Source organism: Oscillospiraceae bacterium (genome assembly GCA_035353335.1).
In the GTDB taxonomy this organism is placed as follows: Bacteria; Bacillota; Clostridia; order Oscillospirales; family JAKOTC01; genus DAOPZJ01.
The window spans coordinates 1-26,417 of record DAOPZJ010000036.1 but is presented as its reverse complement, the minus strand read 5'-3'; the positions used below and the strand labels follow the sequence as shown (position 1 = coordinate 26,417).

The following is a 26,417-nucleotide window of genomic DNA, read 5'->3' as shown; positions in this document are numbered from 1 at the left end:
GCCACGTTCTGCACCTATTGCGGCGCACAGGTTACGGCTCCGCAGCAGCAGGTACAGCAGCCCCAGCAGCCGGTATATCAACAGCCCACTTATCAGCAGCCGGTTTACCAGCAGCCCACTTATCAGCAGCCTGTTTATCAGCAGCCCGGATATGCACCGGCTCCCATGGAATCCCCGGAGGGAAAGAGCGCAGCTACGGCAGCTTTGGTATGGGGCATCGTCTCTTTCGTTCTGTGTGCCGTACCGATTTTAGGTTTTATCTTCGGCATCATCGGAATCAACAAAGCAAAAGCCGCCAATCGCCTCGGAGTAAAGAACGGAATGGTAACCGCCGGAAAAGTTTTATCAATCATCGGTCTTATTTTCGGCATATTCTGGACCATTTACTGGATCGTTGTTGCAATCATTGCAATAGTTGCAGCAACTGCTTATTCCGGTTATTACGACTACAGCTGGTAAAAAACAGCTCAAACGGTATAAAGAAGTGCACGCTAATTGCTGTTCAGCAATTAGCGTGCATTCATTATGAGAAGAAAAATTCCTTTCTGTTGACAGAATGGTCATGTGATTATAGAATATGGGTATTATGAACAGGGAGGGATTCTATGTATTGCAGAAATTGCGGCAGAGAACTGACCGACAACAATCAATTTTGCACTTATTGCGGCATGAACAGAAATCACGGATACGCCGCTCCTTCAATGCCGCCGGAGGCCAGAGACATTTCGACCGCGGCATTGGTTTGGGGCATTGTGGCGGTGGTCTTCTGCCAGCTGCCGCTCAGTTTTATCTTCGGTATCATCGGCCAAAACAAAGTTAAAGAAGCCGAGAAGATGGGAATTGAAAACGGTATGGTGAAAGCCGGCCGCATTATGTCACTGATAGGATTGATCCTGGGTATTGCCTTTACGGTATTTTGGGCGATTTTTTTACTGATCATGGTCGGATTATTTACATTTGCCGTTTCCTCGCCGCTTATATGGAATTGATCGATTTTATAAAGGACTAAAGGCGGGTCTTCACCCGCCTTTTAAATAATCTGCTTTTCGTTACCTGATATATTGATCGATATCGATATTTGTCATCGGAAGCAGCCGGGAAAGCAATAAACGCCTGCGCATAAAAGGGTGATATTTCAACCCGTCGTGCAAAAGCTGAGTGTCCACATGCACCTCTTCGGAGGTGGTCGCGGCGCCCGCGCGCTTCATCATGTCGACCAGATGCTCGTCGGTTGGGAGTTCGGTCAAAATCAGATTGCGAATCTGAGGCCAGCACTCTTTCAAATGCTTCGGGTCGATGTTTGCGACGATGCTGGGATTGTTTTCGGAGAGCATAGCGTCCACCAGTTCGGGGCCGTAAATCTTTTTAATAATGTCCCAGTCGGGGTTGTCGGCATGGGTCTCAATCTCGGGATAATCCAGTGCGATCTGGCGGTATATCCGATTGAGTAACACCGTCGCGACACCGACTTTCCGGCCGTGAAAGTCCGGCCAGATGCCTTTTACAAGCTTTTTGCACTCCCAAAAATGCGAGACGACATGCTCCGAGCCGGCGGCGGGACGAGAGCAGCCGGTCAATTTCATTGCAAGACCGGTCAGAACCAGCGCCTCCATGATCTTCCCGGCGGTCTGTTCGTCGCTTTCGGTCACCCGGTCACAAAGCGCAGTGATCTTGCGGATGGCTTCTTCGACCAGTCCCGCGACGTTTTCGCAGTAATATTCACCTCCGACAAGATTGGCGATTTTCCATTCGACCAGCGCCAGATATTTGGCTGCCATATCGCCGAATCCCGCGGATTTTAAAATCACCGGAGAAGCGGCTAAAATTTTAGTGTCTCCGATGATGACCTCGGGCTGTTTGGCTTTCCAAGAGGTCTTATAATTGTTTTTTACGATCGGTGCGGTGTCGGAAGCAAAGCCGTCCATTGAGGGTGCGGTCGCGAAAATGCAGAATTGTTTTTCTTTTCGGAATGCCGCGACCCGACAGACGTCGTTGAGCGATCCGGTGCCGACCGAGATGATCGAGCCGATATCGGAACACAGCGCTTCGATTTCGTCAACCTGTTCCGCCATCGCGTATTTTTGATCGTCGTAAATGAACTGTTTGATGTGAAAGCCGCTTTTCGTAAGGGCTTCAAGTATTCCGTCCGACGCTTTGAGCGTGTTTCGGTCAGCAACCAATAGGATCTTTTTGTCAAACCTCGCATTTTCGAGGATTTTACCTGCCTCAGCGGTCAAGCCGCTCCGGATCTCGCAGAATTTTGTGTCGAACGTATGTGTTCTGCCGCAGGGGCAGTTGTGCATGTTTTTGAGCAGGGCTTGTATATCCATTTGAATGCCTCGTTATTCATCATTTGGCGCACAGGGCGCCTTTGAAATTATATAGCAAAACCACTGTGATTTCAAGGGTGATAAATTGAAAGGGCTTCAAAAAATTACTATATCATTTGGCGGTTAATACCGGCCCCGTTATGAAAAACTCTTGACAAAAAAATAAAAAATATGTAAAATAACCGACAGAACAGAAAATCAACGAATTTCGTTTATGCTTGTTCCCCCACCTCTTTTTTAGGGATTGACGGGTAACCGGGGCGTTTTTTGAATTGCGCGAGGAGGCTATTGGTCTGTGATTTATCGTTTTGATGAAAAAATTTGTTTAAACGGCTGGTGGGATATACTTCCGGTTTATGACGACAGCCCCTGCGAAAAGATCCCAGCCAAAGGGTGGCTCGAGAAAAAATATCTCGTCCCCTCGTTTTATAATAAACCTTATGACGCGGTCAGAAAACCGGGAGAGAAGTATTATTGCGAAAACCCCAATATCGTCAGCGACCCGGACACCGAGAACCTGTTTGACGCGTTCGGATATCCGGCGGAGTGGACAAAGGCAAAGCGAATCTGGGTGCGGCGTACTTTTGAGCTGAGACCGCAAACCGGCAGGCGTTACTTTTTCATCGCGGAAGCCATCGGCCCGACAGCAACCATCTTTATTAACGGCAAAGAAGCGGCGTGCAGCCATGAATATACACTTCCGACCGAGGTCGACATAACCTCGTATGTCGTCGACGGCAAGAACGAGCTCGTCCTCTTTTTGGACGACTACGAGCGGGATGAAAACGGCGATTCGCTTCACGGAACAGGCAACTGGCTGACCAATCAAATGCGCGGCATCCAGCGGGATGTGTGGCTCATTGAAAAGGGCGACGTTTACATCGATGATCTCACAATCGTGACCTCGGTGCGCGAAAAAACCTTGAAATTGAAATATGTGATCAAGAACACCACCGACAGCGCAATGAACCTGATAATAAAGCCTACGATTAAAGGCAATCCGGTCGAAATTCCCGAAATCACAGGCAAAATCTCGGCGCAGTCCGAGGCGACAACGGAAATTTCGATTGCGTGGGAAAATCCGAAGCTCTGGGATACGTTCACTCCGAATCTTTATTATATCCGCACCGCCGTTTTGTCGGACGGCACGGAAATTGACCATATGACCGAGCGGTTCGGGTTCCGCGAGCTTTGGGCTGAGGGCGATAAACTGCTGTTAAACGGCCATCCGCTGCACCTGTTCTCCGATTTCGGACATAAGGCCACACCGTATTCCTATACGCGCGGATGGATTGAAAAATGGTTTTCGATGCTGCGCGACTATCACATGAACCACTCGCGCCTGCACACCCATCCGCACCCCGAATTGATTTTGGACATGGCCGACGAAGCCGGCATCTATATCACCAGCGAGACGAATATGCACGGAAGCGGCAGCGGACAAGCCGCCGCAGACATCCGTTATTGGCAAAACGGGCAACAGCATGTACGTGATCTGGTCAAGCGCGAAAAAAACCACCCCTGTGTGATCTTATACAGTTGCGGCAACGAACTGCGTTGGACCGGCCGTCAAACAGAGATGATGAAAACCGAGGCCCCCAAAATCCGGGCGCTTTTCAACGAGCTCGACCCGACGCGAATCGCCTATCACGAGGGCGACAGCTCGCTCTGGGACGAGACCACACAGGAAATGCTGAGCCGTCACTACGGCAAAGACGTGTCCGGAATCGGCTGGTGGGATAAGACGCACCCGCTCAACAGCGGCGAGATGTGTTTATATCACTATCTCGGACATAACAACATGCTTCAATTTATCGGCGACGATGCCTGGCGTGAATACGACCGGCTGACGGCTGCCGCGACGAAAGACCTCGTCTATGTCGTCGAGGATGCCCGCTCGAACGGCGTCTGCTGTCTAGGCCCGTGGAATATGTCCTGCCATATGAATCTGCGCCCTCACGGCGAAAAGACCTTTACATACAAGGATTACACCGCGCCCGGTATGAAGCCGCTGTTTGTCAAAGAGGGCGTCAGCGAGTTTGATTACTGGAGCAAAAACGCCGGTAAGGGCTATATCACCCAGCCCGGAACCGAAGACGCAGCATTGGCGTTTCGGCCTCTTGCGGTCATCGACCGAAGCCGCAGAACCGGTTTTTATCCCGATGTCCCCATCGAACGGGAAGTTTATATCGTCAATGATACCAAACGTGCAATCATAGGCGTTTTCACCTGCGCAATCAAGCGTGGTGCTTCGATTTTGCGCCGTTACAGCTGCAAAATCAACATGGAGCGCGGCGAAACAAAAAAACTGAATTTCACCCTGAAGCCGGTCGGAAAATGCGGCAATTTCACCGAGGTGCTCACGATCAAGAGTGGCTTGCGGGAATTGGAACACCGCGAAAAACCGATCCGTATTTCCGCTCCCAAAAAGTTCACTTTGAAAAATAAAATTGCCGTGATCGGCAGCGGATATTTTAAAGAGCTTCTATCCGAGCTCGGTGCGGCTTTTGAATATCATCCCCAAACCTTCGACGGATTCGGCACGCTGATCATCGAAAAAGACGCCGTCGAAGCCGGAAGCGGTCTGAATAAGGCCATCAAGACCTTTGCCGAAAACGGCGGAAATGTATTGATCTTCGAACAGCGCATTTCTCCGCTGCCCGGGGTAAAACTCGTGCAAAAACCCGTTCAGTCGGCCTTTATCCGGTCTTTTGACACCGTTTTGACCGAGGAGATCGAAAACGACGACCTCGCGATGTGGTCCGAAGACCCCTATACGCTGATCTCCGGAGATGCATTTGTGGCCCGCAAGATGTATCAAAAAGACGACGGAACCTATATCAAGCCGATCATTGACAGCGGTGAAGGTGATTTCGGCGACGGCGACTTGTCGTTAACACCGTTATTCGAAATTGCGGTCGGAAAGGGTAAGGTGATCGCATGTCAGCTGCGCGTGACCGAAAAATTCACCGAAATTCCGGCGGCGAGACAGTTGATTTTCAATATGCTCAGACGTGCCGAGCAAACCGATGCCAAAAAGAAAGCGCCAAAAGTGCTTGGGACGTTTGCGGAAGCCGCGGCGGCGCTTTCCACAGCCAGAAAGGGCGATGAATTCATCATTTTCCGCGTCGGCCTCAAGATGGCCGAGATCATCACCGAGAAGACCGGCATTCCGATCAAACTCACCGAAGACCCCGAGGGTATTTACGGAGGCGTGCGAAGCGGAGATATCTCCGAGTTGTCCGGTGTGTCCAACGAGGATTTATCGGGTATGGAGCGGGTGAGTTATTGCAGCCCGGAGAGCGAGAATATCCCCGTGGCCAAATATCTGATCCAACCGGCAAAAGGAATCGAGGCATTAGTCGAAACCTGTCCGCAGAACTGTATGGTACCGCTGTATGAGCATAAAAACCGTTCCGAAATGCTGCGGTCGTATTGCGCGATGAATTATTGTTATCAAAACAACGAACAGCCGAAAATTTTGGCAGCGAAATTCAAATTTAACGGTGCGACGGTCTGGATTTCCTGTTTTGATTTTGAGCTGAATAAACGCGGGCGGTTCGGACGGTTTGAAAATCAGCTGAAGCGAAATCTCGGCATCCGAACCGACGCAGGCGCTCTGCTCGACGGCGGGATCGAACCGACGAACGGAAGCAAGGGCTGTCCGGAACGCATCTATACTATCTCGGCGGACCAATTTCCGCCCGAAGTTGCCCTGCACTTCACAAAATATCTGACCGAACGCATGAACGCCAGTCCCATTCTTGCCGCTGCGAATTTCGAAGAAAAGCATAGTTCCGAAGGTGATTTTATCGTGACCGGCGACACTTTGATTTATTTCACGCTGTTTTCACCGACAGCCCGCAAGAATCTGGGCAGCAATATCGGCGTTCCCGACCCCGGCGCGCAGACCTTTGCCGATATCGAAGCGAACGGCGAAATCTCGCTCTGGATCAATTCACAGGAAAAAGGAACCGCGAATGTCTCCGGTTCTGCCGTTTTTGCCGATCTTGAGCTTGAGAGCGGCCTTAACCACATTCTGATCCGGTATCAGCCGAAAAACGGCGCAGGCCCGTTTAAAATCAATTGGCGCAATATCCTCCGTCACCCCGAAAGCGACTTCAACTTTTCCACAAAGGGCAACGGGGCCTGATGCGAGTGTAAATTAAAAATGTAAAATGCAAAGTCAAGGGCGGGATGCATCGAACCGTATTCATCGCACCTCGCCTCATTGTTTTTGCTTGCATTCTACACTTGCAAACGCAATTGTTCATTGAATTGTCACTTTACACTTTACGTTTTGCGCTTTACACTTGACAAATATTTGCCCTCATATTCTTTCGGAGGGAAGAGTTTTTTGTGAAATACGAACATCAAAATTCCCACAACGGCCAAAATCAAAGACAATGCCTGCGAGACCCGCAGGCCCGGGAACAGATATAAGCTGTCGGTGCGCAGTCCTTCGATCCAAAAACGCCCCAGACCGTAACCGATGAAATATTCGGCTAAAAGCTGGCCGTAAAACTTCGCTTTTTTACGTGTTAAAATCAACACCGCGAATACCGCCAGATTCCACATGCTCTCATAAAAGAAAGTGGCCTGATGCCATTCGCCGAGTTGCCCGATATACACGGCGAGCGGGAAAAACTGCAGTTTCGGATTCGTGATCAGCGCTCCGAATGCCTCCTGATTGACGAAATTACCCCATCTGCCGATGACTTGTCCGATCACCAACCCCGGAACGACGATGTCGGTAAATCGAAACAGCGGGAATTTATTGATTCTCGTAAAAATCAATGCCGCCATAAAACCGCCGATAACGGTGCCGTAGATGGCCAATCCACCCTGCCAGATATAGAGCGCGGAGATCGGATTGTTCTGATACTGCTGCCATTCAAAAATGACGTAATATGCCCTTGCGCCTATGATCGCAAGCGGAAGCCCCCACAGCAAAAAATCGAACAGGATGTCGGTATTCAGCTTTTGGCGCTTGACTTCAAACAAGGCGACAAAAAAACCCGCAATAATGCCGATCCCAAGAATCAGGCCGTACCAGGCGATATTCCAGCCCTCGATCCCGAATATATTTTCGATGATATACCGATCGTTCATTTTTATATTCAGCTCCGTTTTTTGGTCGGGTACTCGCGGATGCGGTTGATGTAGTCGATATTGATCAGTTCGCTTCCGGCTTTCGTCATAATAGTCAGCCAGTTGTCTTCAACCGAAAAGACGGTGCCGGTCAGCTGGTTGTTATAAGTATAGATTAGGCAATTCTTGCCGATGAATTGTCTGACGGATTCGTTCATACGGATCTGTCCCTCCTTTCTTCGTTTCGTGATACGGGTGGTTCTCATCTGCGCGTTGGCTTGTTCTTGTTCAATAAAAATGACCAACAGCGGCAGAAAAATGCTGATATAGACCGCGGGATTCATGATGCACCCCCTTTGACGGGAATATTGTTATTATAATCCGTAAAGATCGGAAAACTTGGCATTCAAATAATCGGTGTAATAACCCGGGTTAAAGTTCTCTCCGGTGCACTTTTTCAGCACGACCGCCGGGTCATAAAGTGAGCCGTATTGATGGACGCGCTGCCCGAGCCAATCGACGATGGGTTTTAAAGTTCCGGTCTCAATGACTTTTTCCGGGTCGAGGTCTTTTTCCATCTTGTGCATCATCTGAGCCGAATAGGCGCTTCCGATGGCATAAGACGGGAAATAACCAATCAAACCGTCGGCCCAGTGGGTGTCCTGCAAAACGCCGCGCTTGTCGTCGGGGACTTCAATGCCGAGATAGGTCTGCACTTTTTCAGCCCAGACCTTCGGCAGGTCGTTGACCGAAATCTCTCTGTGCAGCAATAAGTTCTCGATCTCATATCGCACCATGATATGCAGCGAATAGGTCAGCTCGTCGGCATCGATGCGGATTAGAGACGGCCGGCTCTTATTGACCGCATGGTACATCTGCTCGGCGTTTACGCCCGACAGCTGCGGGAACAATTTTATAAACTTCGGCATCATAAGTTTCACAAACGCGCGACTTCGGCCGATGTTATTTTCAAACAGCCGTGACTGGCTCTCATGGATGCCCATCGAGGTGCCGCCGGACAAGCAGGTATATTGGAGTTTGTCTGCGATGCCGAGGTCATACAGTGCATGTCCCGCTTCGTGGATGACCGAGTACAGCGAATTAGAAAAATCGTCTTCGAAATATTTGGTCGTGATGCGCACATCTTTATTGTTGAAATTGATTGAAAAAGGGTGCTCGGTCTCGCCGATGTTGCAATGGGTGCGGTCAATGCACATGACCTCCATCACATAACCCGAGAGCTCGCGCTGTTTTGCGATCGGGAAGTGCCCTTTGATAAACGAATCGTCGGGCTGTGTTGAAGCGCCGATTTTATGGATTAGCGGCACCAAATCGGCACGCAGGCGTTTGAAAAAAACATCGCAGATTTCTCGGTTCAAGCCTCTTTCATAGCGGTCGAGCAGCACGTCATACGGGTCTTTGCCGGGCTCGGAATATCCTGCGAATTTGATCGTGGTATCGAAAATCTTTTCAAGGTACGGTGCAAAAGCGGGAAAGTCGTTCGCTGCTTTGGCTTTGTGCCAGACGCTCTCGGCCTCATTGATCAGCAGGTCATACTTTACATATTCGTCCTGCGGAATCTTAGCGACGATATCCCGGCTCCGGGTCAGCTGACGGACTTCGCGCCGTTTCTGCTCGTCAAGCGCTTCCGCGTTTTCCCCTAAAAATTTAAGCAGATCTCCGGTGTCCTCACAGGCCAGCAGATTATAAGAAATCGGCGAGAGAATCTCATAAGTCATGCCTCTGCCTGCCGCGGTATCCGAAGGTGCGGCAGTGACGCTGTCGTAATAGATCATTGAGGCCGCATGTGAGTAGGCCGCCATCGTGCGCTGGAGGTTATGGAGTTTGTCAATTGCGGTTTGCAATGTTTTGTCATCCGTCGTCATCTTTGGTTTCCTCCCTTTTTTCCGTCTTTCAGCAGCTGCCTGCTGTATTTGAGCATTCTCAGTTTTTCCACATAAAATTCAAATTCGCCGGTGCGCCGATAAAGAAGGTAAAACACGAGATTGGGAACGATTCCGGTAATCAGAGTCATCGCCGTAAACCGGACGATGGTGATCTCTTTTAAAATCACGAAGACGGACAGCGCGTAAAGCCCGCCGCCGATGATGAGCACCGTGAGAAAGTATACGGCGAATTTTCCGAGGTATTCGCCCATGGTTCGCCCGAGCATTTTCCGGTAGACGAGGCGGATACGCAGTACAAAGGCAATGATCGTCGAGACGACCGAACCGATATAGACGCCGGGCAGCCCGATTTTGAGTGCAAGTCCGATACTGACGGCGAGGTTCACGCCTCCCTGAATCAGCGGCGTTGCCCAATCGTTTTCAAATGCGCCGCCCGCATCCCGAAATGATAACAACCCGCCATGTTGGCCTGCGAGGTATAGATTGAGCAAAATCAACATCAGCGAAGGCGTGTCGATCAAATATCCGGTTCCGAGCCAAAGCGTGATCAACGGCTGAGTCAATACAGCGAAAGCAATCGATACAAAGCCGTAGACCCAAAAGTTCATAAAATTCAGCGCGCTGAGCACATTCACCTGCCGCTCTTTACCTTCCGTGGCGATCAGGTTGCCCAGACTCCCGAACATACTGCTGCGCAGGACATTGACGAAGCTGAGAATTTTCGTGGTCAGCATCACATAGGTATCGACCAGACCGTAGACCGCAATACCGATCAAAGAGGAGATGATTAAACTGTCTGTCTGACTGACGGCGGCATCTCCGAGCCGTCCCAAAAACAACGCCTTGACGCGGTTTGTGATGGCTTTTTTATCGGCTTTATCGAGCTTTTTGACATTTTTATCACGCAGGTAAGGGTGCAGCTGATCTGCCTTGCGATACAACACATAATACATGATTAAATAGATGACGGCCTGCGTGATGAGATAGGCGGTATAAGCGAATTTGTTTCCCTTGAAAAACAGGAGCACGGTACACTGGCAGATCATCATGATGACGACGCAGGCCAGGTTATTTTTTGTCGCGACGTAACCCTGTTGGTTGGCGTTGAGCAGTGCGTTTTTATAGGAAAACAGATAAGATGAGGCCGTATTGAAAAGGAAGATCAGATAATAGACGACCAAAAAGTCGATCGGTTGTTCGGTCTTGACCAGATATTTGATAAACGGGGCTATCGCAACGCCGAGGACGGTGATTACAACCGCTACAATACGGTTGATATTGCGAAACAAACGCATCAGTGATTTGATTTTTTCGGTGTCTTTTTCGGCGAGCGGTTTATACAATGCGAAAGTGATGGCGGTTCCGAAACCGAGTTCCGACAATGACAGCACACCGAGAATATTTGAAAACAGCCCGTTGACGCCTAGGTAGATCTTGCCGAGCACATAGATGAAGATTGTTCGGGAGATAAAGGACAGCACAAGCTGAATGGCGGACAGAATATATCCCCATTTGATGTTTCGCGCAGTGTTATAGGTTCTTGAATTCAGCGGATTATCCATTGAAAAGCTCCCGATTCGATAAAATGAAATAAAGGTAACAAAAGATCAGAAATCGGCAAAAAAAGCCAGATGCGCTCGCACCATTTCCTCGATCGTATAACGCCGGGCAGCGGAGAGCGAAGCTTCGGCGGCGGCTTTCAGCGCGGCAGGGTCGGAAATGAGTTCGTTCAGCTTATTTGCAAGCGCGGCGGCGTTTTCGGAAGGGACGATGAATTGTTTGTTCAGCATCTCGAGTCCGGCGATGCAGCGGTCTGTCGTAACGACCGGAAGGCCTTTTGCGGCGGCTTCATTGATGACAAGGCCCCAGATGTCCTCCCTGGTCGGAAGTACAAATAAATCGGCTGCGCGGTAATACCGCGAAAGTTCGGCTCTGTTTTTTTGCCCGGCAAAAATGACGTTATCCGGCGCGCCGTAACCCGAGGGATTGCCGTTTCCGACCACACAGAAGCGGATGCCGGGCAGCCGTCTCGCCGCCTCAACAAGGATATCCACGCCTTTGCGGTGAATCAGCTGGCCTACGAAAAGGCAAAGCAGGCCGCCGGGCAATCCGAGCGCTTTTCTGCCGGCGGCTTTTTCCCCGGCGCCTGCGGGTGCTTCGGCAATTTCGGAAGCAAATACCGAGGACAGCGGATAATGCTTGATTTTATTTTTATCCGCGCCGTAAAAGCAAAGATAATCATCGGTGGTTTTACCGGTAGAGAGATAAAATTTTGCGCCCGAGATAAGGTATTTTTTAAGCTGCCTCTTGACTCCGCTCTCTTCTCGCACGAAACCGCCGTCCACCTCAAGGATATAAGGAATTTTCCGCTGTTTAAGGGAATGTAACAGAATGATCTCGGTAGGTGAGGAATAGTTTGTGGCAAAGACGGCGTCCCAGTCACCGAACGCGAAACGAAACGCTTCGGGATAGGAATATTTCGGCCGGTTCGCCGGCTGCCGTTCTGCACTGAGTTCAGTTGAATCGCATAAAAAAATCGCTTTGAAATTGCGGATGTCTTCATTTCCCTGAACCCAACCGGTGTTCTGATTGCGATGGGCGGTAAAAACAACGGTCAGTTCAACGCTTTGACCCAATAAATTAAAAAAATCCACGCGGTACGGAGAAGGCAGATTGGTATAAAACAGGACCCTCATTGTTTTCCCCCTTCCGCCAATTTTTCATAAAGCCGCAGGTATGCTTCAAATCGCGCATTCCTGTCGAAAGCCGATGCCTGTACTCGGCAAAACTCGCGGGACGGAGGGTTCATTAAGTACATTTGCACAGCAGCCGAGAGCGCTTCCCGATCTCCGGTCGGGACGGCAATACCGCAGCTGCCGATCGATTCGGCACTTCCGCCCGTATCATAGGTGACGACCGGAATGCCGCAGGCCAATGCCTCAAGGTTCACCGTCGGAAAATTATCGGCGTAGGTGGGGTTGACAAAAACATCCGCCGCGGAGTAGATTTTTGCAAGCTCGGCGGGATCATTGACGCGGGGGAGTCCGAGAATACCTTCCGGCAGCGAAGCGATCTGCTTTTCGCTCAGCCCGACGAGCACGATCCGGCAGCCGGGAATAGTTTTTGACAATGCTGTAAAATCGTCCAGCCCTTTGTTTGTGTCGCGAAAATTGGCCACACCGAGCACGATCTTCTCGCTTGCTTTAATGTCGCGCTGTGCTCTGAAATCGTTCTCGGAGGGCATAAAAACATCCAAGTCAATTCCGTTCGGGATGACTTCTACCGGGTATTCGGATAAAAAAGAACGGCGGACCAATCTACCTAACCAATCAGACGGCGTCACAATCGTCAGATTTCCGACCAAAGTAAACAGAAGCTGTTTTTCTTTTAGATTACGGGCACTTTGGTCGACCAACGCATTCGGGTAGAGGTGTGTTTTCGGACAGTCTCCGCAGCCGGTCCGCCATTTCGGGCAGTCTCCGATATAGACGCAGTGGCCGGTCAGTGCCCAGCAGTCGTGCAGCGTCCAAACAATCGGCTTGTCCAGCTGTGCAAGAGTTTCGAACAAAATTCTAATATTCAGATAATAACCGTGGAGGTTGTGTAAATGGATGACGTCAGGATTATATTTACGGATGAAATCGCTGAGTTTTCTGGTGGCCGAGGCGGAGAAGAACCCCTGCCGGTCGGTCAGTCGGGAAAGCAGCGCATGCATTAAAAATTCGCTTATATTTTCGATGCGAATGGATTCAACCGACGGAGCCGCTGCATCGCGCCCATAGGCAATCAAAGATTCGCCGCCGTTTGCGGTGACCATTCGGGCCAGCTGAACGCTGATCGTGGCAGTGCTTGAGCCGGTACAGACAGTATTAATCTGTAGAATTTTCATCCGATTTTCATCCTTTTTTATTTCTGAGCAGAGACAGGACAGTTCCTGAATCCCTGGAACCCATATAAACCTCGCAGCCGCTCAGCCAGACCTCGCAGCCGAATTTCCGGTTCAGCGCCTGTGCAAGCTCTGCCTTCGAGACGCCCTTTTTCAGCATGACTTCCAGGAATCCGCCCCCGCCCGCGCCGCAGACGAATTTTCCGTCGATGAAAGGCGCACAGGCTGCAAATATCTCCTCGATGCGGGTATCTGTCGTATTTTTATCGAGTCTCAGACGGTTCTCCCATGCCGCGTTCATTAAAACGGCAAGTCCGTCCAGATCACCGTGGGAAAGCGCATCCCGCATGGAGACGCAGAGTTTATAATCGTGTTTGAGCGCTTTCAGCGCATCCGGTTCGCGGTCCAGATACTTACTCATGATCTCGCGCAGCAAAAAACGCGCAAGACGGCGCTCTCCGGTATAAATTAATGCGAATCTCTCCGAAAATTCGGCGAATTTTTCCTCGGTGAGTGCAACCGGTTCCACTTCGAGCACTTGCGGGGCCCCGGGCTTTGAGGTGACCAGTTTGATGCCCGGCGTGAGCCCGCCGACCTGATCCTGCCAGCCGCCTCCGGTACCCATCAGCTGTTCGATGCAAAGCACCCGAGAGAACACCGCAGCGTCATCGGCTTCGGTTCCGAAAAACCGATAGACGGCTTTGACGCATGCCGCAGCCAGAATGCTGCTGGTCCCGAGACCGGATCCGCGCGGAATCCCCTCGACTTTGGTGGAAAGCGTAAAACCGCTGCCGAATCTCTCCAACAACGAATGCATCGAACCGCCGCTGACGGGAAGCACCCGGCAGCATAACAAAACAGCTTTATGCAGAGCAAACGGGTCGAGCGGGTCATCGCAGCGCTGCAGCGATTCCAACTCGTGAAAATCGGCTTTTTCCCCGCTGTCTGCGCACATCAGCGTAATACAGCGCTTTTCGTGCTTTCGAAGCGCCGCCGTCACCGGCAGCCGCCCGCCGATTGTGACCGCCATGTTAAGCACAGCGCCCCCGTTTTCGTAACAGTAGGGCGGAGTATCGGTCCAGCCGCCCCAGTTGATTCGCAGCGGCAGACAGATACGGCAGTTCTTTCTGATGGAGCGGGGGTCGGGCAGCGGGTGCGCAGGCATTTCGGAGGAGATCACCAACTCGCGCACGGCTTCAAAAGCCAGTTTTTGCTTTTCCACCTCCGCCGCAATCGATGCACTCCATGCGGCCATTGCGCAAAGGTCGCAGTTTTCGAAACTTGTATCAAATCCGAGATGCGCACCAGCCGGCTTTTTCCCTTTGATAATGTCAAGCGCATCTTGGACTGCCAGTTTCATCTCTGTGCGGGACGTAAAAATCGGCGCATTCCAAAGCGCACTGTCCAGTCTGCGCTTAAAATGGGTATTTTCTTTCGGGTTGTCGTCTAAACCGCAGCAGCGCACACATACAGTTCCGTCGTTTAAAAAATAACCGCTCAAAACGGTGTTATCGGGTACCGTGATGTTTTCAAGGTCACAATTCGAGATGATACAGCCGTCTCCGATGCGGCAGTGGATCACGCGGCTGTCCTCGATATAGCATTTTCCGGCATCGCTGTGCCGGACGATGGAATTAATAGCCGTGAATTCACCATATGCCTCGGAGTGAACGGCAGCGTGCCACCCCAAATCCGAATACTTTATAACGCCTTCGGTCATTAATCCGAGCAATTCACGGTTGGTGCCGAAATGAATAAACTCGGCGGGCGAGAGTGGAATATAACGCAATCTGCGTTCATGCAGTTCATCCCACAATAGTTTTCTCGCCGTGTCGCGTTTTTCCGAACGGGGCAGTTCTCCGCTCTGGACAAGGAAATTCTCATAAGTCGAATCGGTTGCCAGCGGATAAAGCAGATCACCGTAAAAATTTATCCGAATCGTTTCGCCGATGAGCTCACTGCGGTGCAGTTGAGCCAGCTTTCTCATAATTCTCAGCGTCGGTTCCGATAAAAAAATCATTCCGGTGTCAAGCTCAATGCTGTTATCGTATGATATCGCTCCGTAATTTTTAAGTTCTTCAAGGGAGAGTTTGTGTAGAAATCCCGCAACTTCAGAGCCGCGGGTGAAAAACACCCCATGTTCGGTGCCAACTTCGGCCGGTGCTCTTGCAGTTATCGCACAGTCACTCTTCCGGATTTTAAGTTGTGTGATTTGCGACGGGTCAAAGAGAACAAGCACATCCCCGGACATTACAAATGCTCCTGCGGGAATACGCTCCGCAATGCCGGAGGCCGTGATCATCAGCTCATCAAACAAAGCTTCGGCACTGCCGTCAGACATCGGCCGCGGAATCGGTGAGAAGAGTTTGCCGCGGGCGGAATATTGCGGAATCCGACGGCTGTCGCCGCCGGAGTGAATGATCAGTATTTTCTTTCCGTCCGTATCACTCAGTGCAGCCAGAAGGTTCAGAGTCGCACCGCCGGAGCCGACTCGTTTTCCCTCGGGGTCTGCAATCACTTCAAACTGCGCTTTGGGCAGCAGACCGGCGTTTATTCTGCGCCGAATCTCAGACCGATAAGCAGCGGCTTGGCGGTCATTCGAAGCGGTGATAACGATAATGTCAAAAAAAGGGCGTGACGGATCAGCCAGCAAACGAAGATAATCCGACCGCTGACGGGAAGCGACAGCGCGCCAAAGCCCCTTCTGCATATAATTCATTCCCTTCGTGGTTTTGATCGAATTTTGAGATTTTTTTAACTCCAAAGAAATTTTGCCACTTCTATTCCGAAACATTCGAAACAATAAAACGGCGAAAAACCGTTTTTACGATAAACACGATATCGGATTTTCATACGCTCACACATCGCAGAAAGGGTCTTTTGGTTACTTACACCCCCGAATGCGAATTCCGCAAGCACTTTCGGGATTCGTGTTATGCGCCACCCGCCGTATTTGACTTTGAAAAAAAAGTCGAGATCGGCATAGATACCGCAATCGAGTGAATAAAGGAAGTTATTATAGATATGTTTCGAGACAAATTGAGTCGGATGATTCCAGCCGCGCGAAGTTGGCCTGATATAATCTTTTGCGGGCTTAATGTACTTTTTTTCTCCCTGCCTGATTAGGATATTGCCATAAGACAAATCACAACCTGCGTTAAAGGCATTTTCGGTTTCGGTGATTGCATCAGGCAGATAAATATCTCCGCAGTTAATCATCCCGACAATCTCGCCGCTGCTTGCGGCTATCCCCTTGTTCATAGCGTCGTAGATGCCTTTATCAGGTTCTGAGATGAGTTTTAGAACGATTTGTCTTTTTTCAAATTCCGGGATGAGCGATTCTGCGATGCTGAGCGTTTTATCGATTGAGGCGCCATCTACGACGATATACTCAAAGGGAGACGGATATGTCTGTTGCAATACAGAGCGCATCGTGCGTTCAAGCTCAGCCTCGCCGTTTCGGACGGCTGTGATAATGCTGAATTTCATTTCACCGTCTCACTTTCAGTCTTTACGACGGCTTGAGAAAGGTCAAAAAGCCGATAGTTTTCCCGGTATTCACTCATGCTTTGTTCGTAAGTATAGGAAGAAAAAGCATTGTCAAGCTTTTTTAAAAAAAGAGAAGCCAACCGAACCAAAGGCGCCGCCTTCATCATTCGGATTCTCCTGCCGTGGGAAGCCGCGATGTCAGCAACCATTCTTGAGGTGCAGACATATTCGCCATCCTGGGGAAAGAATATGCCTTGTTCGGCGTTTTCAATCATAATGCGGACAAATTCACAGAGATTATCGATAAACAGCATGCTGCGCCGATTTTCAATTTCCGGGAAAACCGTAAGTTTTTGACCGTACTCCGAGAGTTTCAGGTAATTGCCTTTGCAGCCGGGACCATAGATCATCGGGGGCCGCAGGACGACTGCCCTAAAAGAACCGTCTTCAAGGGCCAGTATGCTTTTTTCGGCCTGCAGCTTGCTGAGTCCGTATGCTGAATCAGGCGCGGGCTGTGTTTGTGAGGTGATCTCAACTGCCTTTTTGAGTGTCGGCGAGGGGTAAACTTTCATCGTACTCATAAAAATAAACTGCGAAACGCCGTCGGATTTGGCCTTAACGGCGGTTCTGACGGCGAGATCGCGGTTTACTTTGAAATAGAGGTCGTCGGCGTTTTTGAGATCGGCGTGGGCAATGCCCGCCACATGGAAAACAGTGTCATAACCTGTGAAGCTAAATTTCTCCCAGGCATCATTTCTCATGTCGAGTGTTGCAGTGCGGTAACAATCCCCGAAACGTATTAAATATTTTTCAAAGGAGGAGCCGATATAGCTCCCGCTCCCGGTGATAAGGATATTCTTCAGCCATATCAGCTCCTTTCGGAAATATGCGATTGTAGTTTATCACAAATTGCTTCTCCAGTCAATCTCGGGCGATTTCTATACCTTAAATTGTAAGCGAGCCATTCTCATCCTCCAGCAAAATTAACAACTTAGCGGCATCACCGGTTTTTGCATCGATATATACCAGGATCTGCTCATCTTCCTGTCCGCGGCATTTATATTCATAACAAAAAACCTCTTTTCCCGAATCGATCGGGATGATCGCTGTCGATACCGATTCTACCTTGAGTTTCGGGCTGACCGAATGCAGTCCCTCGGTTTTCGTAATGATGTCCGCGGGCAGCGTGCGCTCTTTATGATTCATGATATAATTACGCGCGTCGTAACCGCAGATGCTGCCGTTATCTAATGCGACAAGCACTTTTATCAAATCCGGATAAATGACGGTATTGCCGATCGAAGAGGCAAAGTTAATTGTGCAGACATTATCGCTGACCATATAATACGTGGTCTTCATGTCTTTAAAACCGAGTCCTTCCAAATAACGTCCGGCGTTTTCAACAGCGCGTTTGACATCGACATTGGCGCCTCCCATGGGGCGGTTATTGGTCAAATAGACCGGTATACCGCCCGCTTTGGTCACAGAGACGCTGATATCTCCGGCGAAGAAGCAATACGACGGCATCGTGCTGTTTTCAACGCTTGGTTTTCCGAGCTGACCGGCCGGGATCCCGGTGACTTTAGAAGCGACGGTTGCGGCATATCCCTCGTCCACATCTTTAAGTCCTTCGATGAATTTCGGTTTTTGATTGAGCAGGTGGTCGGAGAACGGGCCGTCGTAAATCAGCGACGGATAACCGCTGAACCCGGCTTCGAGATCGCCGTAACCGTCGCCCATACTCTTTTCGCTGCTCGGGTCCTCATCGCCGCCTTTGGGTGAGGCATTGACTGCCTTTTCCTGCGACCCGGCTTCCTGACTGCCCATGTTTTCTTTCTCCATGATTTTCTTAACTTGCCCGTTGAGGAAATCCCGGTCCATCACGATCGAGCGCATGACCTCGACCTCATCGGACATAGCTGTGCTGTACGCCGAGAGCTGTTTCATGGTATTCCACTCCTCGTCGGTGATTGTGCCGCCCGTGGCCAGTTTCCGGTTCAGCGCCATCGAGTATTCACCGACCTGGGACAGGAATTTGTAGGTGTTTGTCAGATCGACGCCCGACTGGGGCAAAATCGAGAGATTACTTTTGGCTTGTGCAGCATCGGTTGAGAGCTTGTTGACCGTGGCAAGGAACTGTGTTTTTGTTCCGGCGTACATACCTTTGGTCAGCGAGGTGTTGATCGACTGGGCATAATAGCCTAAGTCGTCGAGCGCGCGTGTGTAAGAATACTCCAGCGCGGTTCTGTAATTGTTGGCGACGACATAGCCGCTGATCGCAAAACAGACGGCGATGAACAGAGCGCCGAACACAAAGAGTGCCACGCGAATCAGCGAACGCCGCGATAAAGTCCTGATCGGATGCAAGATAAACCCCCCAAAAATAAGATTCGCCATCATTTTTTCCCACTGATGGGAATTTATCCGTTTTTAGACAAAAAAGGAGCTTTCGGGTTGAAATCGACGGGAAATTCTGTTATAATACTACAATACTGACAGTGAGAGTTTTTGCTCTCGGCAAACGCCGGAAAGGAACTGCGAACATGTATAAAGAATATCTGGACAGCATCGGTTTTGTGAAAAAATTCGACCCCGAAGTCGGAACCTCGATGGAGGCGGAACTCGCGCGTGAGCAGCGCAACATCGAACTCATCGCCTCGGAGAATTTCGTATCGGGCGCCGTAATGGCGGCAATGGGCAGCGTGCTGACCAACAAATACGCGGAAGGTTACCCGGACAAGCGTTATTACGGCGGCTGCCAGTGCGTCGACATCACCGAGAACATCGCCCGTGAACGGGCCAAAAAACTCTTCGGCGCGGACCATGCCAACGTCCAGCCTCATTCCGGCGCGCAGGCAAACTTTGCGGTCTATTTCGCGCTTGCAAACCCCGGCGACACCATCATGGGCATGTCGCTTGCGCACGGCGGCCATCTGACCCACGGCTCTCCGGTCAATGTCAGCGGGAAATATTTTAACTTTGTCTCCTACGGTGTGGATGAAAAAACCGGGCGCATCGACTACGACGCGCTTGAAAAAACAGCCAAAGAGTGCAAACCGAAAATTATCGTCGCGGGCGCAAGCGCCTATCCGCGTGAGATCGATTTTGTCCGCATCGGCGGAGTCGCTAAAGAAGTCGGCGCCTATTTTATGGTCGACATGGCCCATATCGCCGGACTGGTCGCAGCGGGTCTGCATGTGTCGCCGATCCCCTATGCCGACGTCGTCACCACCACGACCCACAAGACCCTGCGCGGCCCGCGCGGCGGCATGATCTTATGTAAAGAAGAACACGCCAAAGCCATCGATAAAGCCATCTTCCCGGGCACACAGGGCGGCCCTTTGATGCATATCATCGCAGCCAAAGCAGTCTGCTTCGGCGAAGCACTCACCGATGATTTCAAAGTTTATCAAAAAAAGATTATCAATAACGCCAAGACATTGGCTGACAGGCTGCTTGCGCGGGGATTTGATCTGGTCAGCGGCGGCACCGACAACCACTTGATGTTGGTCGACCTGCGCAAATTCAACGTCACCGGCGTCGATATGCAGCACAAACTCGATGAGGTTTACATCACCGCAAACAAAAACGCCATCCCCGGCGATCCCCAGAAGCCGACAATCACGAGCGGCATCCGTCTCGGCACCCCGGCGGCGACGACCAGAGGCCTTGACGAAAACGACTTCAAAGAAGTTGCGGAACTCATCTATCTGACCGCTTCGGATTTCGAGGCCAAAAAGCAGCAGATCATCGACCGGGTCGATGCCATTTGCGCCAAGTACCCGCTTTATCGGTAATCGTCAAACTATAGGAGTTTTCATGGAAAGCACACTTGTCCCTCTTGCCGAACGGATGCGGCCAACTACTTTATCGCAAGTAGTTGGGCAGCGCCATATCGTCGGGCCGGGCAGCGTGCTCTCTCGTATGGTCGAGCAGCAGAAAATCAGCAATATGATCTTCTTCGGCCCGCCCGGCACCGGCAAAACAACGGTGGCGAATATTGCCGCCAAAGCCGCCGGAAAAAGGCTCTATAAACTCAACGGCACGACTTCTTCCACCGCCGACGTCAAACAGATCGTCGAGGAACTCGATTCGCTGCTCGGCGTTGACGGCGTGGTAGTCTATCTCGACGAGATTCAATATTTCAATAAAAAACAACAGCAGACCTTGCTCTCGTATATGGAAAACGGACGCATCACGCTGATTGCATCGACGACCGAAAATCCGTTTTTTTACGTCTATCCGGCCATTTTGTCCCGCAGTGCGGTATTTGAGTTTAAGCCGGTCACTGAGGACGACATCAAAGAAGACCTTGAGCGCGCCGCGCGGTTTATTCAAGCAGAGCAGGGGATTGCCGTCGAATTTCAAGGCGATTCGCTCTCCCTGCTTGCGGCTGCCGGAGGCGGCGACCTTCGACGCTCGATCAACTGTTTCGAGCTCGCCGTGCAGATTGCGGCGGAGGACAGCAAAGCCGTCTTGACCGACGAACTGATCAAAAGCATGTCGGTCGGCGCGCCGATCTTTCACGACAAAGACGGCGATTCGCATTACGATTTATTATCCGCGTTTCAAAAGTCTCTGCGCGGCAGCGATGAAAACGCGGGTGTGTATTATTTGGCACGCTTACTCGAGGGCGGCGACTTGATCGGCGCCTGCCGCCGGCTGATGGTCACGGCAGCCGAAGATATCGGGCTTGCCTATCCCCAGGCGCTCCCGATTGTCAAAGCGGCGGTCGATATGGCGCTGCAAGTGGGGCTGCCCGAGGCGCGCATTCCGCTTGCCGATGCGGTGATATTGCTCTGCACTTCTCCAAAGTCGAACAGCGGTATCTGCGCCATTGACGCGGCGCTCGAGGACATCCGCTCCGGCAGAGCGGGCAATATCCCCGACAATCTGCGGGATACGCATTATGACGGCGCAAAAAAGCTCGGACACGGCAAGGGCTATGTCTATCCGCACAGTTATCCGGGGCATTATTATGAGCAGCAATATCTCCCTGATGCGCTGAAAGACCGGAAATACTATCAATTCGGGGACAACAAGACGGAGCAGGCGGCAAAGGTCTATTCCGACAAAATCAAGGACGGGCATTAGCGATGGATTTTATCAAACTCAATGTTGGCGACAAGGTAAAGATGCGTAAAAAGCATCCATGCGGCAGTGATGTGTTCACAGTCAAACGCACGGGCGTCGACATCCGGCTCGAATGCACCGGCTGCGGCCGTCAGATCATGGCGCCGCGCGAGGAAATTTTAAAAAAAATAAAATCGATCGTAAAAGAAGAAACTTGAAAATTAAAAATTTCCAAGCTCTTCGGATAAGTAGAAAGGCTGTATCATATGTTTGAAAAATTGATCGCGACCCGCGAAAAATATGAGGATATTGCCCAAAAGCTCATCGACCCGGAGATTTGTTCCGATATTGCTGTTTATACAAAGCTGATGAAGGAATATAAAGACCTGACCCCGCTGATAAACCAATATAACGCTTATTGCAAAGCCGAACAGGAGATCGCCGAAGCCGAGGAAATGATGAGCGGCGCAGACCCCGATTTTAAAGCGATGCTCTCCGAGGAGATCAAAACGAAAAAAGAAGTCATGGAAAAAGCGGCTGAAGAATTAAAAATTCTGCTTTTACCCCGCGATCCCAACGACGATAAAAACGTCATCGTCGAAATCCGAGGCGGCGCAGGTGGTGAGGAAGCCTCCTTATTCGCTAATTCGCTTTATCGCATGTATACGATGTACGCCGAGTCCAAACGCTTTAAAACCGAGGTTTTTTCGCTTAACGAGACCGAACTCGGCGGCATCAAAGAAATCTGTTTTAACGTATCGGGCGACAGGGCGTATTCGCGTTTCAAGTTCGAAAGCGGCGTCCATCGGGTTCAAAGGGTGCCCGAGACCGAGTCGAGCGGCCGCATCCACACTTCAACCGTGACCGTAGCGGTGCTGGCAGAAGCCGAAGATATTGAAATCGAGATCAACCCCGACGATTTGCAAATCGACACCTACCGCAGCGGCGGCGCGGGCGGTCAGCACGTCAATAAAACCGAGTCGGCCATCCGCATCACGCACCTCCCGACCGGCACCGTCGTCGAGTGTCAGGACGAGCGCAGCCAGTATAAAAACAAAGACCGCGCGATGAAGATTCTGCGCAGCCGCATCTTGGAACAGCAGCAGCAAAAGCAGACTGCCGAAATCGCAGCGGAGCGCAAATCCCAAGTCGGCAGCGGCGACCGCTCCGAGCGTATCCGGACTTATAATTTTCCGCAGGGCAGGGTGACCGACCACCGCATCGGCCTGACGCTTTATAAAATCGATGCAATTATGAACGGAGACCTCGATGAACTGGTAGACGCGCTGATCACCGCCGACCGCGCCGCGAAACTGGGGGAGAGCGTGGAAATCGCATGAACTTTAATAAGAAAAGCAAAAAAATCGGGTGGGCGGAAAAACTGCTCGATAAAATGGCTCAAAACAAAAAGTATAAAACCGAAATCGTCTCCGCCGACGACGCGGGAGTCGTAAAGGCTGAAAAACTGCTCTCGTCCGGTCAGGTGGTCGCGGTGGCGACCGAGACGGTCTACGGACTCGCGGCCTCGGCGTTTCACGACGGCGCGGTCAAAAAGATTTTTATCGCCAAGGAACGCCCCGGAAATAACCCTTTGATCGTACACGTCACGACATTGAATATGGTATATCCGCTGGTCGTCGAAGTCCCGCCCAAACTCAATAAGCTGGCGGAGAAGTTTTGGCCCGGCCCGCTGACTATCGTGATGAAGAAAAGCGGTCTGATACCGCTTATTGTGACCGGAGGGCTCGATACCGTCGCCATCCGGATGCCGTCGCACCCGTCGATCCGCAAATTGATCGATGTCTGCGGTTATCCTTTGGCTGCCCCGTCGGCGAACAGCAGCGGAAAGCCGTCTCCGACAACCGCGCAGCATGTGTTCGACGATCTGAACGGGAAAATCCCGCTGATTTTGGACGGCGGCACTTGCGAAGTCGGCGTCGAGTCGACTGTGGTTTCTTTGGCGGGCGAGAAGCCGGTTTTGCTGCGCCCGGGCGCGATCACACTGGAGCAGTTGCAATCGGTTCTGGGTAAGGTGGAAGTGGCAAAGGGCGTCAACGAGGCCCCCGCCGCCGACTCCGCTCCGCTTTCCCCCGGCATGAGCTATCGCCACTACAGCCCCAAGGCCAAAGTGACGCTGGTGGTCGGCAGCGAGGACGCCTATTTAAAATACTTATCGGAAAACAATCTGAGCGAAAACGTCTTTGCGCTTTGTTTCGGGCACGAAGGGGAAAAGAGCGGGCTGCCGTATCTCTCGCTCGGTGAATTCGAGGACAGCGTCGCCGCACAGCATAACCTATTCTCGGCTCTGCGCATGGCCGACGAAAAAGGTGCTTCACAAGTCATCGCGCGCTGCCCGAAAAAAGATGGCGAGTGGTATGCGCTGTTCAATCGGTTACAGCGTTCAGCCGGATTTGAGGTTATAGAGTTATGAACAAGATCATCGGTGTGACAGGTCCGAGCGGGGCGGGGAAAGGGCTGTTTTGCGCTTATCTTGCCGAATTCGGCTGCACCGTGATCGACTGCGATAAAATCGCCCACTCGGTGACCAAAAAGGGCTCGCCATGCCTTGCCGAACTGGTCAAAGCGTTCGGAGTAGAAATTCTGACCAAAGACGGCCGTCTCAATCGCCGAAAACTGGCTTTAATCGCTTTTTCCGACCCGATAAAGACCGAACTGCTCAATCAAATCACCCATCCGGCGATTCTAAAAATTATTGATAATAAGATACAAAAAGCGAAAAGCACGGTCGCTCTGGACGCGCCGCTGCTTGTCGAGGGCAGATTGGATCAAATCTGCGATGTCGTGGCGGTCATCGATGCCGACGAACAGACGCGCATAGACCGCATTACAGCGCGCGACCATCTGACTCGCGAGGCCGCCGTAACCCGGTTAAAAGCCAAAAAGCCCCTTGAACGCATCGAGAAAATGCGTTATTATATCAACAACGGCACCCAAGAACAACTGCGGGACTTCGCCCGCGAAGTGTTCGAATCAATCAAGATTTCAACATTAAAATAGATTGGAGTCAATAACATGTGTGAACCTATTAAAACAGAGAGCGAATTTGAAAAATTGAAAAAAGCACTTTTCATGGAACCCAAAAACCTCGGCACCACCCTCGGCGAAGACGAACTGAAAAAGGCAGAGGCGTTCTGCGAGGATTATAAAAAGTTCCTCGACAACGGCAAAACCGAGCGCGAGGCTGTCAAAGCTGCCATCGCCATCGCCGAGCAATCCGGATTCAAACCGATGGATCGCTCTAAAAAGTACAAAAAAGGCGATAGGTTTTATCAAAATAACCGCGGTAAGTCGATCATCTTTGCTCAACTGGGGACAAGGCCGCTTTCCGATGGCGTGCGAATCGTCGCCGCCCATGTCGACGCCCCGCGCCTCGATCTCAAACCGAATCCGCTGTATGAAGACAGCGAAATCGCACTGTTCAAGACCCATTACTACGGCGGCATCCGCAAATATCAGTGGACGGCGATTCCGCTCTCTTTGCACGGCGTGATCTGCAAAAAAGACGGTACCTGCGTTGATGTCACGCTCGGCGAAGCGGACAGCGAACCCAAACTCTGCATTACCGATTTACTGCCGCATCTGGCTAAGGATCAAAGCACCCGCACCTTGTCCGCAGGTATCGCGGGCGAAGAGCTGAATATCGTGGTCGGCTCCCTTCCGATCAAAGACGACAAGGTCTCCGAAAAAGTCAAGCTCTCGGTGATGAAGCTCTTAAACGAAAAATACGGCATCATTGAAGAGGACTTTTTATCTGCCGAACTCGAGGCTGTCCCCGCGTTTAAAGCGAGCGACGTCGGTCTCGATCGTTCGCTGATCGGCGCATACGGCCACGACGACCGCGTCTGCGCCTATCCCGGTTTGATGGCGCAGCTGAGCATTGATAAGCCCGCTTATACGACCATTACAATTTTAGCCGATAAAGAAGAGATCGGCTCAGTCGGCGCAACCGGCCTGAACAGCGACTTCTTGAAAAACTTTTTGCAAAATCTCGCCGACAATCAGGGTGTGAAGTATTACGATTTGATCGAACACAGCAGCTGCCTGTCCGCCGACGTCAACGCGGCGTTCGACCCGACCTGGGCCAGCGTCAGCGAAAAGCGCAACACCTGCTATGTCAACCGCGGCCCCGTTATGACCAAATACACCGGACACGGCGGTAAGAGCAGCAGCAACGACAGCAGCGCGGAGTTCTGCGGCAAGGTCCGCAAGCTCTTCAACGACAATAACATCGGCTGGCAGATCGGCGAACTCGGTAAAGTCGACCAGGGCGGCGGCGGCACGGTCGCGCTGTATGTCGCGGGGCTCGAGATGGACGTTGTCGATATCGGCGTTCCGGTCCTTTCGATGCACGCGCCGTTTGAACTCGTCGCAAAGACCGACGTCTATATGACTTTCAAGGGCTTCGCTGCCTTCTTCGGCGAGAAATAAAGAATCAATCAAATTCGGAGGAAAAACCCCATGAAAAAACTGAAAATCGGCATCATCGGCACCGGCGGAATCGCAGGCAACCACATCGAGAGCTATTTGAAAAACCCCAACGTGGAGCTGTATGCGTTCTGCGACATCAATGAAGAACGCGTGAAGGCGAGGGGCGAAAAATACGGCGTCACCGCCGAAGGC

22 protein-coding genes are annotated in these 26,417 nt (G+C 51.3%); 11 read left to right on the top strand and 11 right to left on the bottom strand.

Annotation, left to right across the window (positions count from 1 at the left end):
• Window positions 1–459, top strand: a 459-nt coding sequence (locus tag PKH29_08465; protein HNX14872.1) for a hypothetical protein, incomplete at its 5' end; no start/stop codon positions are given.
• Window positions 460–605: 146 nt separating this feature from the next.
• A complete protein-coding gene (locus PKH29_08460) occupies window positions 606–989 on the top strand; it encodes a zinc-ribbon domain-containing protein (GenBank protein ID HNX14871.1) in 384 nt (127 codons plus the stop codon).
• Between the two features lie 60 nt (window positions 990–1,049).
• On the opposite strand, the gene PKH29_08455 is transcribed toward PKH29_08460, so the two are convergent.
• Window positions 1,050–2,330 carry an iron-containing alcohol dehydrogenase gene (locus PKH29_08455; GenBank protein HNX14870.1) on the bottom strand — a complete coding sequence of 427 codons (1,281 nt, stop codon included), beginning with the start codon at window positions 2,328–2,330 and terminating at the stop codon, window positions 1,050–1,052.
• A 295-nt stretch (window positions 2,331–2,625) separates the two neighbouring features.
• On the opposite strand from PKH29_08455, the gene PKH29_08450 reads away from it, so the two are divergent.
• On the top strand, window positions 2,626–6,483 hold the full coding sequence (locus PKH29_08450; protein HNX14869.1) for a glycoside hydrolase family 2 TIM barrel-domain containing protein: 3,858 nt from the start codon (window positions 2,626–2,628) through the stop codon (window positions 6,481–6,483).
• A 140-nt stretch (window positions 6,484–6,623) separates the two neighbouring features.
• Here PKH29_08450 and lgt read toward each other — a convergent pair whose 3' ends face one another.
• The 10 genes from lgt to PKH29_08400 all read right to left on the bottom strand — a co-directional run bounded on the left by lgt (window position 6,624) and on the right by PKH29_08400 (window position 19,070).
• On the bottom strand, window positions 6,624–7,442 hold the full coding sequence (gene lgt / locus PKH29_08445) for a prolipoprotein diacylglyceryl transferase (protein ID HNX14868.1): 819 nt from the start codon (window positions 7,440–7,442) through the stop codon (window positions 6,624–6,626).
• An 8-nt stretch (window positions 7,443–7,450) separates the two neighbouring features.
• A complete protein-coding gene (locus PKH29_08440; GenBank protein HNX14867.1) occupies window positions 7,451–7,765 on the bottom strand; it encodes a hypothetical protein in 315 nt (104 codons plus the stop codon).
• 30 nt (window positions 7,766–7,795) lie between these two features.
• Window positions 7,796–9,307 (bottom strand): carboxypeptidase M32, encoded by a 1,512-nt coding sequence (locus PKH29_08435; protein ID HNX14866.1) that lies wholly within the window; start codon window positions 9,305–9,307, stop codon window positions 7,796–7,798.
• Window positions 9,304–10,890 (bottom strand): polysaccharide biosynthesis protein, encoded by a 1,587-nt coding sequence (locus tag PKH29_08430; GenBank protein HNX14865.1) that lies wholly within the window; start codon window positions 10,888–10,890, stop codon window positions 9,304–9,306. The genes PKH29_08435 and PKH29_08430 overlap by 4 nt, the downstream gene beginning before the upstream one ends.
• Window positions 10,891–10,935: 45 nt before the next feature.
• Complete coding sequence (locus PKH29_08425; protein HNX14864.1) at window positions 10,936–12,024, bottom strand: glycosyltransferase family 4 protein; 1,089 nt, start codon at window positions 12,022–12,024, stop codon at window positions 10,936–10,938.
• Window positions 12,021–13,217, bottom strand: coding sequence for a glycosyltransferase (locus PKH29_08420; GenBank protein ID HNX14863.1), 1,197 nt, complete (start codon window positions 13,215–13,217; stop codon window positions 12,021–12,023). The genes PKH29_08425 and PKH29_08420 overlap by 4 nt, the downstream gene beginning before the upstream one ends.
• 7 nt (window positions 13,218–13,224) lie before the next feature.
• Window positions 13,225–15,924: an L-fucokinase gene (locus tag PKH29_08415; protein HNX14862.1), complete on the bottom strand. Its 2,700-nt coding sequence runs from the start codon at window positions 15,922–15,924 to the stop codon at window positions 13,225–13,227.
• Between the two features lie 44 nt (window positions 15,925–15,968).
• Complete coding sequence (locus tag PKH29_08410) at window positions 15,969–16,703, bottom strand: glycosyltransferase family 2 protein (GenBank protein ID HNX14861.1); 735 nt, start codon at window positions 16,701–16,703, stop codon at window positions 15,969–15,971.
• Window positions 16,700–17,566 carry an NAD-dependent epimerase/dehydratase family protein gene (locus PKH29_08405; GenBank protein ID HNX14860.1) on the bottom strand — a complete coding sequence of 289 codons (867 nt, stop codon included), beginning with the start codon at window positions 17,564–17,566 and terminating at the stop codon, window positions 16,700–16,702. Before PKH29_08405 ends, PKH29_08410 begins: the two co-directional genes overlap by 4 nt.
• Window positions 17,567–17,648: 82 nt before the next feature.
• The gene (locus PKH29_08400; protein HNX14859.1) at window positions 17,649–19,070 is read right to left on the bottom strand and encodes a germination protein YpeB; all 1,422 of its coding nucleotides are present in this window, start codon (window positions 19,068–19,070) and stop codon (window positions 17,649–17,651) included.
• Window positions 19,071–19,246: 176 nt separating this feature from the next.
• Here PKH29_08400 and glyA point away from each other — a divergent pair, with 176 nt between their 5' ends.
• From glyA to PKH29_08360, 8 genes are all read left to right on the top strand, one after another.
• Window positions 19,247–20,500 (top strand): serine hydroxymethyltransferase, encoded by a 1,254-nt coding sequence (gene glyA, locus PKH29_08395; protein HNX14858.1) that lies wholly within the window; start codon window positions 19,247–19,249, stop codon window positions 20,498–20,500.
• Between the two features lie 22 nt (window positions 20,501–20,522).
• Entirely contained in the window at window positions 20,523–21,797 is a 1,275-nt protein-coding gene (locus PKH29_08390) for a replication-associated recombination protein A (GenBank protein ID HNX14857.1), read from the top strand.
• A 2-nt stretch (window positions 21,798–21,799) separates the two neighbouring features.
• Window positions 21,800–21,994 (top strand): DUF951 domain-containing protein, encoded by a 195-nt coding sequence (locus tag PKH29_08385; GenBank protein HNX14856.1) that lies wholly within the window; start codon window positions 21,800–21,802, stop codon window positions 21,992–21,994.
• A gap of 48 nt (window positions 21,995–22,042) precedes the next feature.
• Window positions 22,043–23,116, top strand: a complete 1,074-nt coding sequence (gene prfA / locus PKH29_08380) for a peptide chain release factor 1 (protein HNX14855.1) — start codon at window positions 22,043–22,045, stop codon at window positions 23,114–23,116.
• On the top strand, window positions 23,113–24,207 hold the full coding sequence (locus PKH29_08375) for an L-threonylcarbamoyladenylate synthase (protein ID HNX14854.1): 1,095 nt from the start codon (window positions 23,113–23,115) through the stop codon (window positions 24,205–24,207). The genes prfA and PKH29_08375 overlap by 4 nt, the downstream gene beginning before the upstream one ends.
• Entirely contained in the window at window positions 24,204–24,794 is a 591-nt protein-coding gene (gene coaE / locus PKH29_08370) for a dephospho-CoA kinase (protein HNX14853.1), read from the top strand. The genes PKH29_08375 and coaE overlap by 4 nt, the downstream gene beginning before the upstream one ends.
• A gap of 15 nt (window positions 24,795–24,809) precedes the next feature.
• A complete protein-coding gene (locus tag PKH29_08365) occupies window positions 24,810–26,225 on the top strand; it encodes an aminopeptidase (GenBank protein HNX14852.1) in 1,416 nt (471 codons plus the stop codon).
• A 30-nt stretch (window positions 26,226–26,255) separates the two neighbouring features.
• A partial coding sequence (locus tag PKH29_08360) for a Gfo/Idh/MocA family oxidoreductase (GenBank protein ID HNX14851.1) occupies window positions 26,256–26,417 on the top strand: 162 nt, incomplete at its 3' end.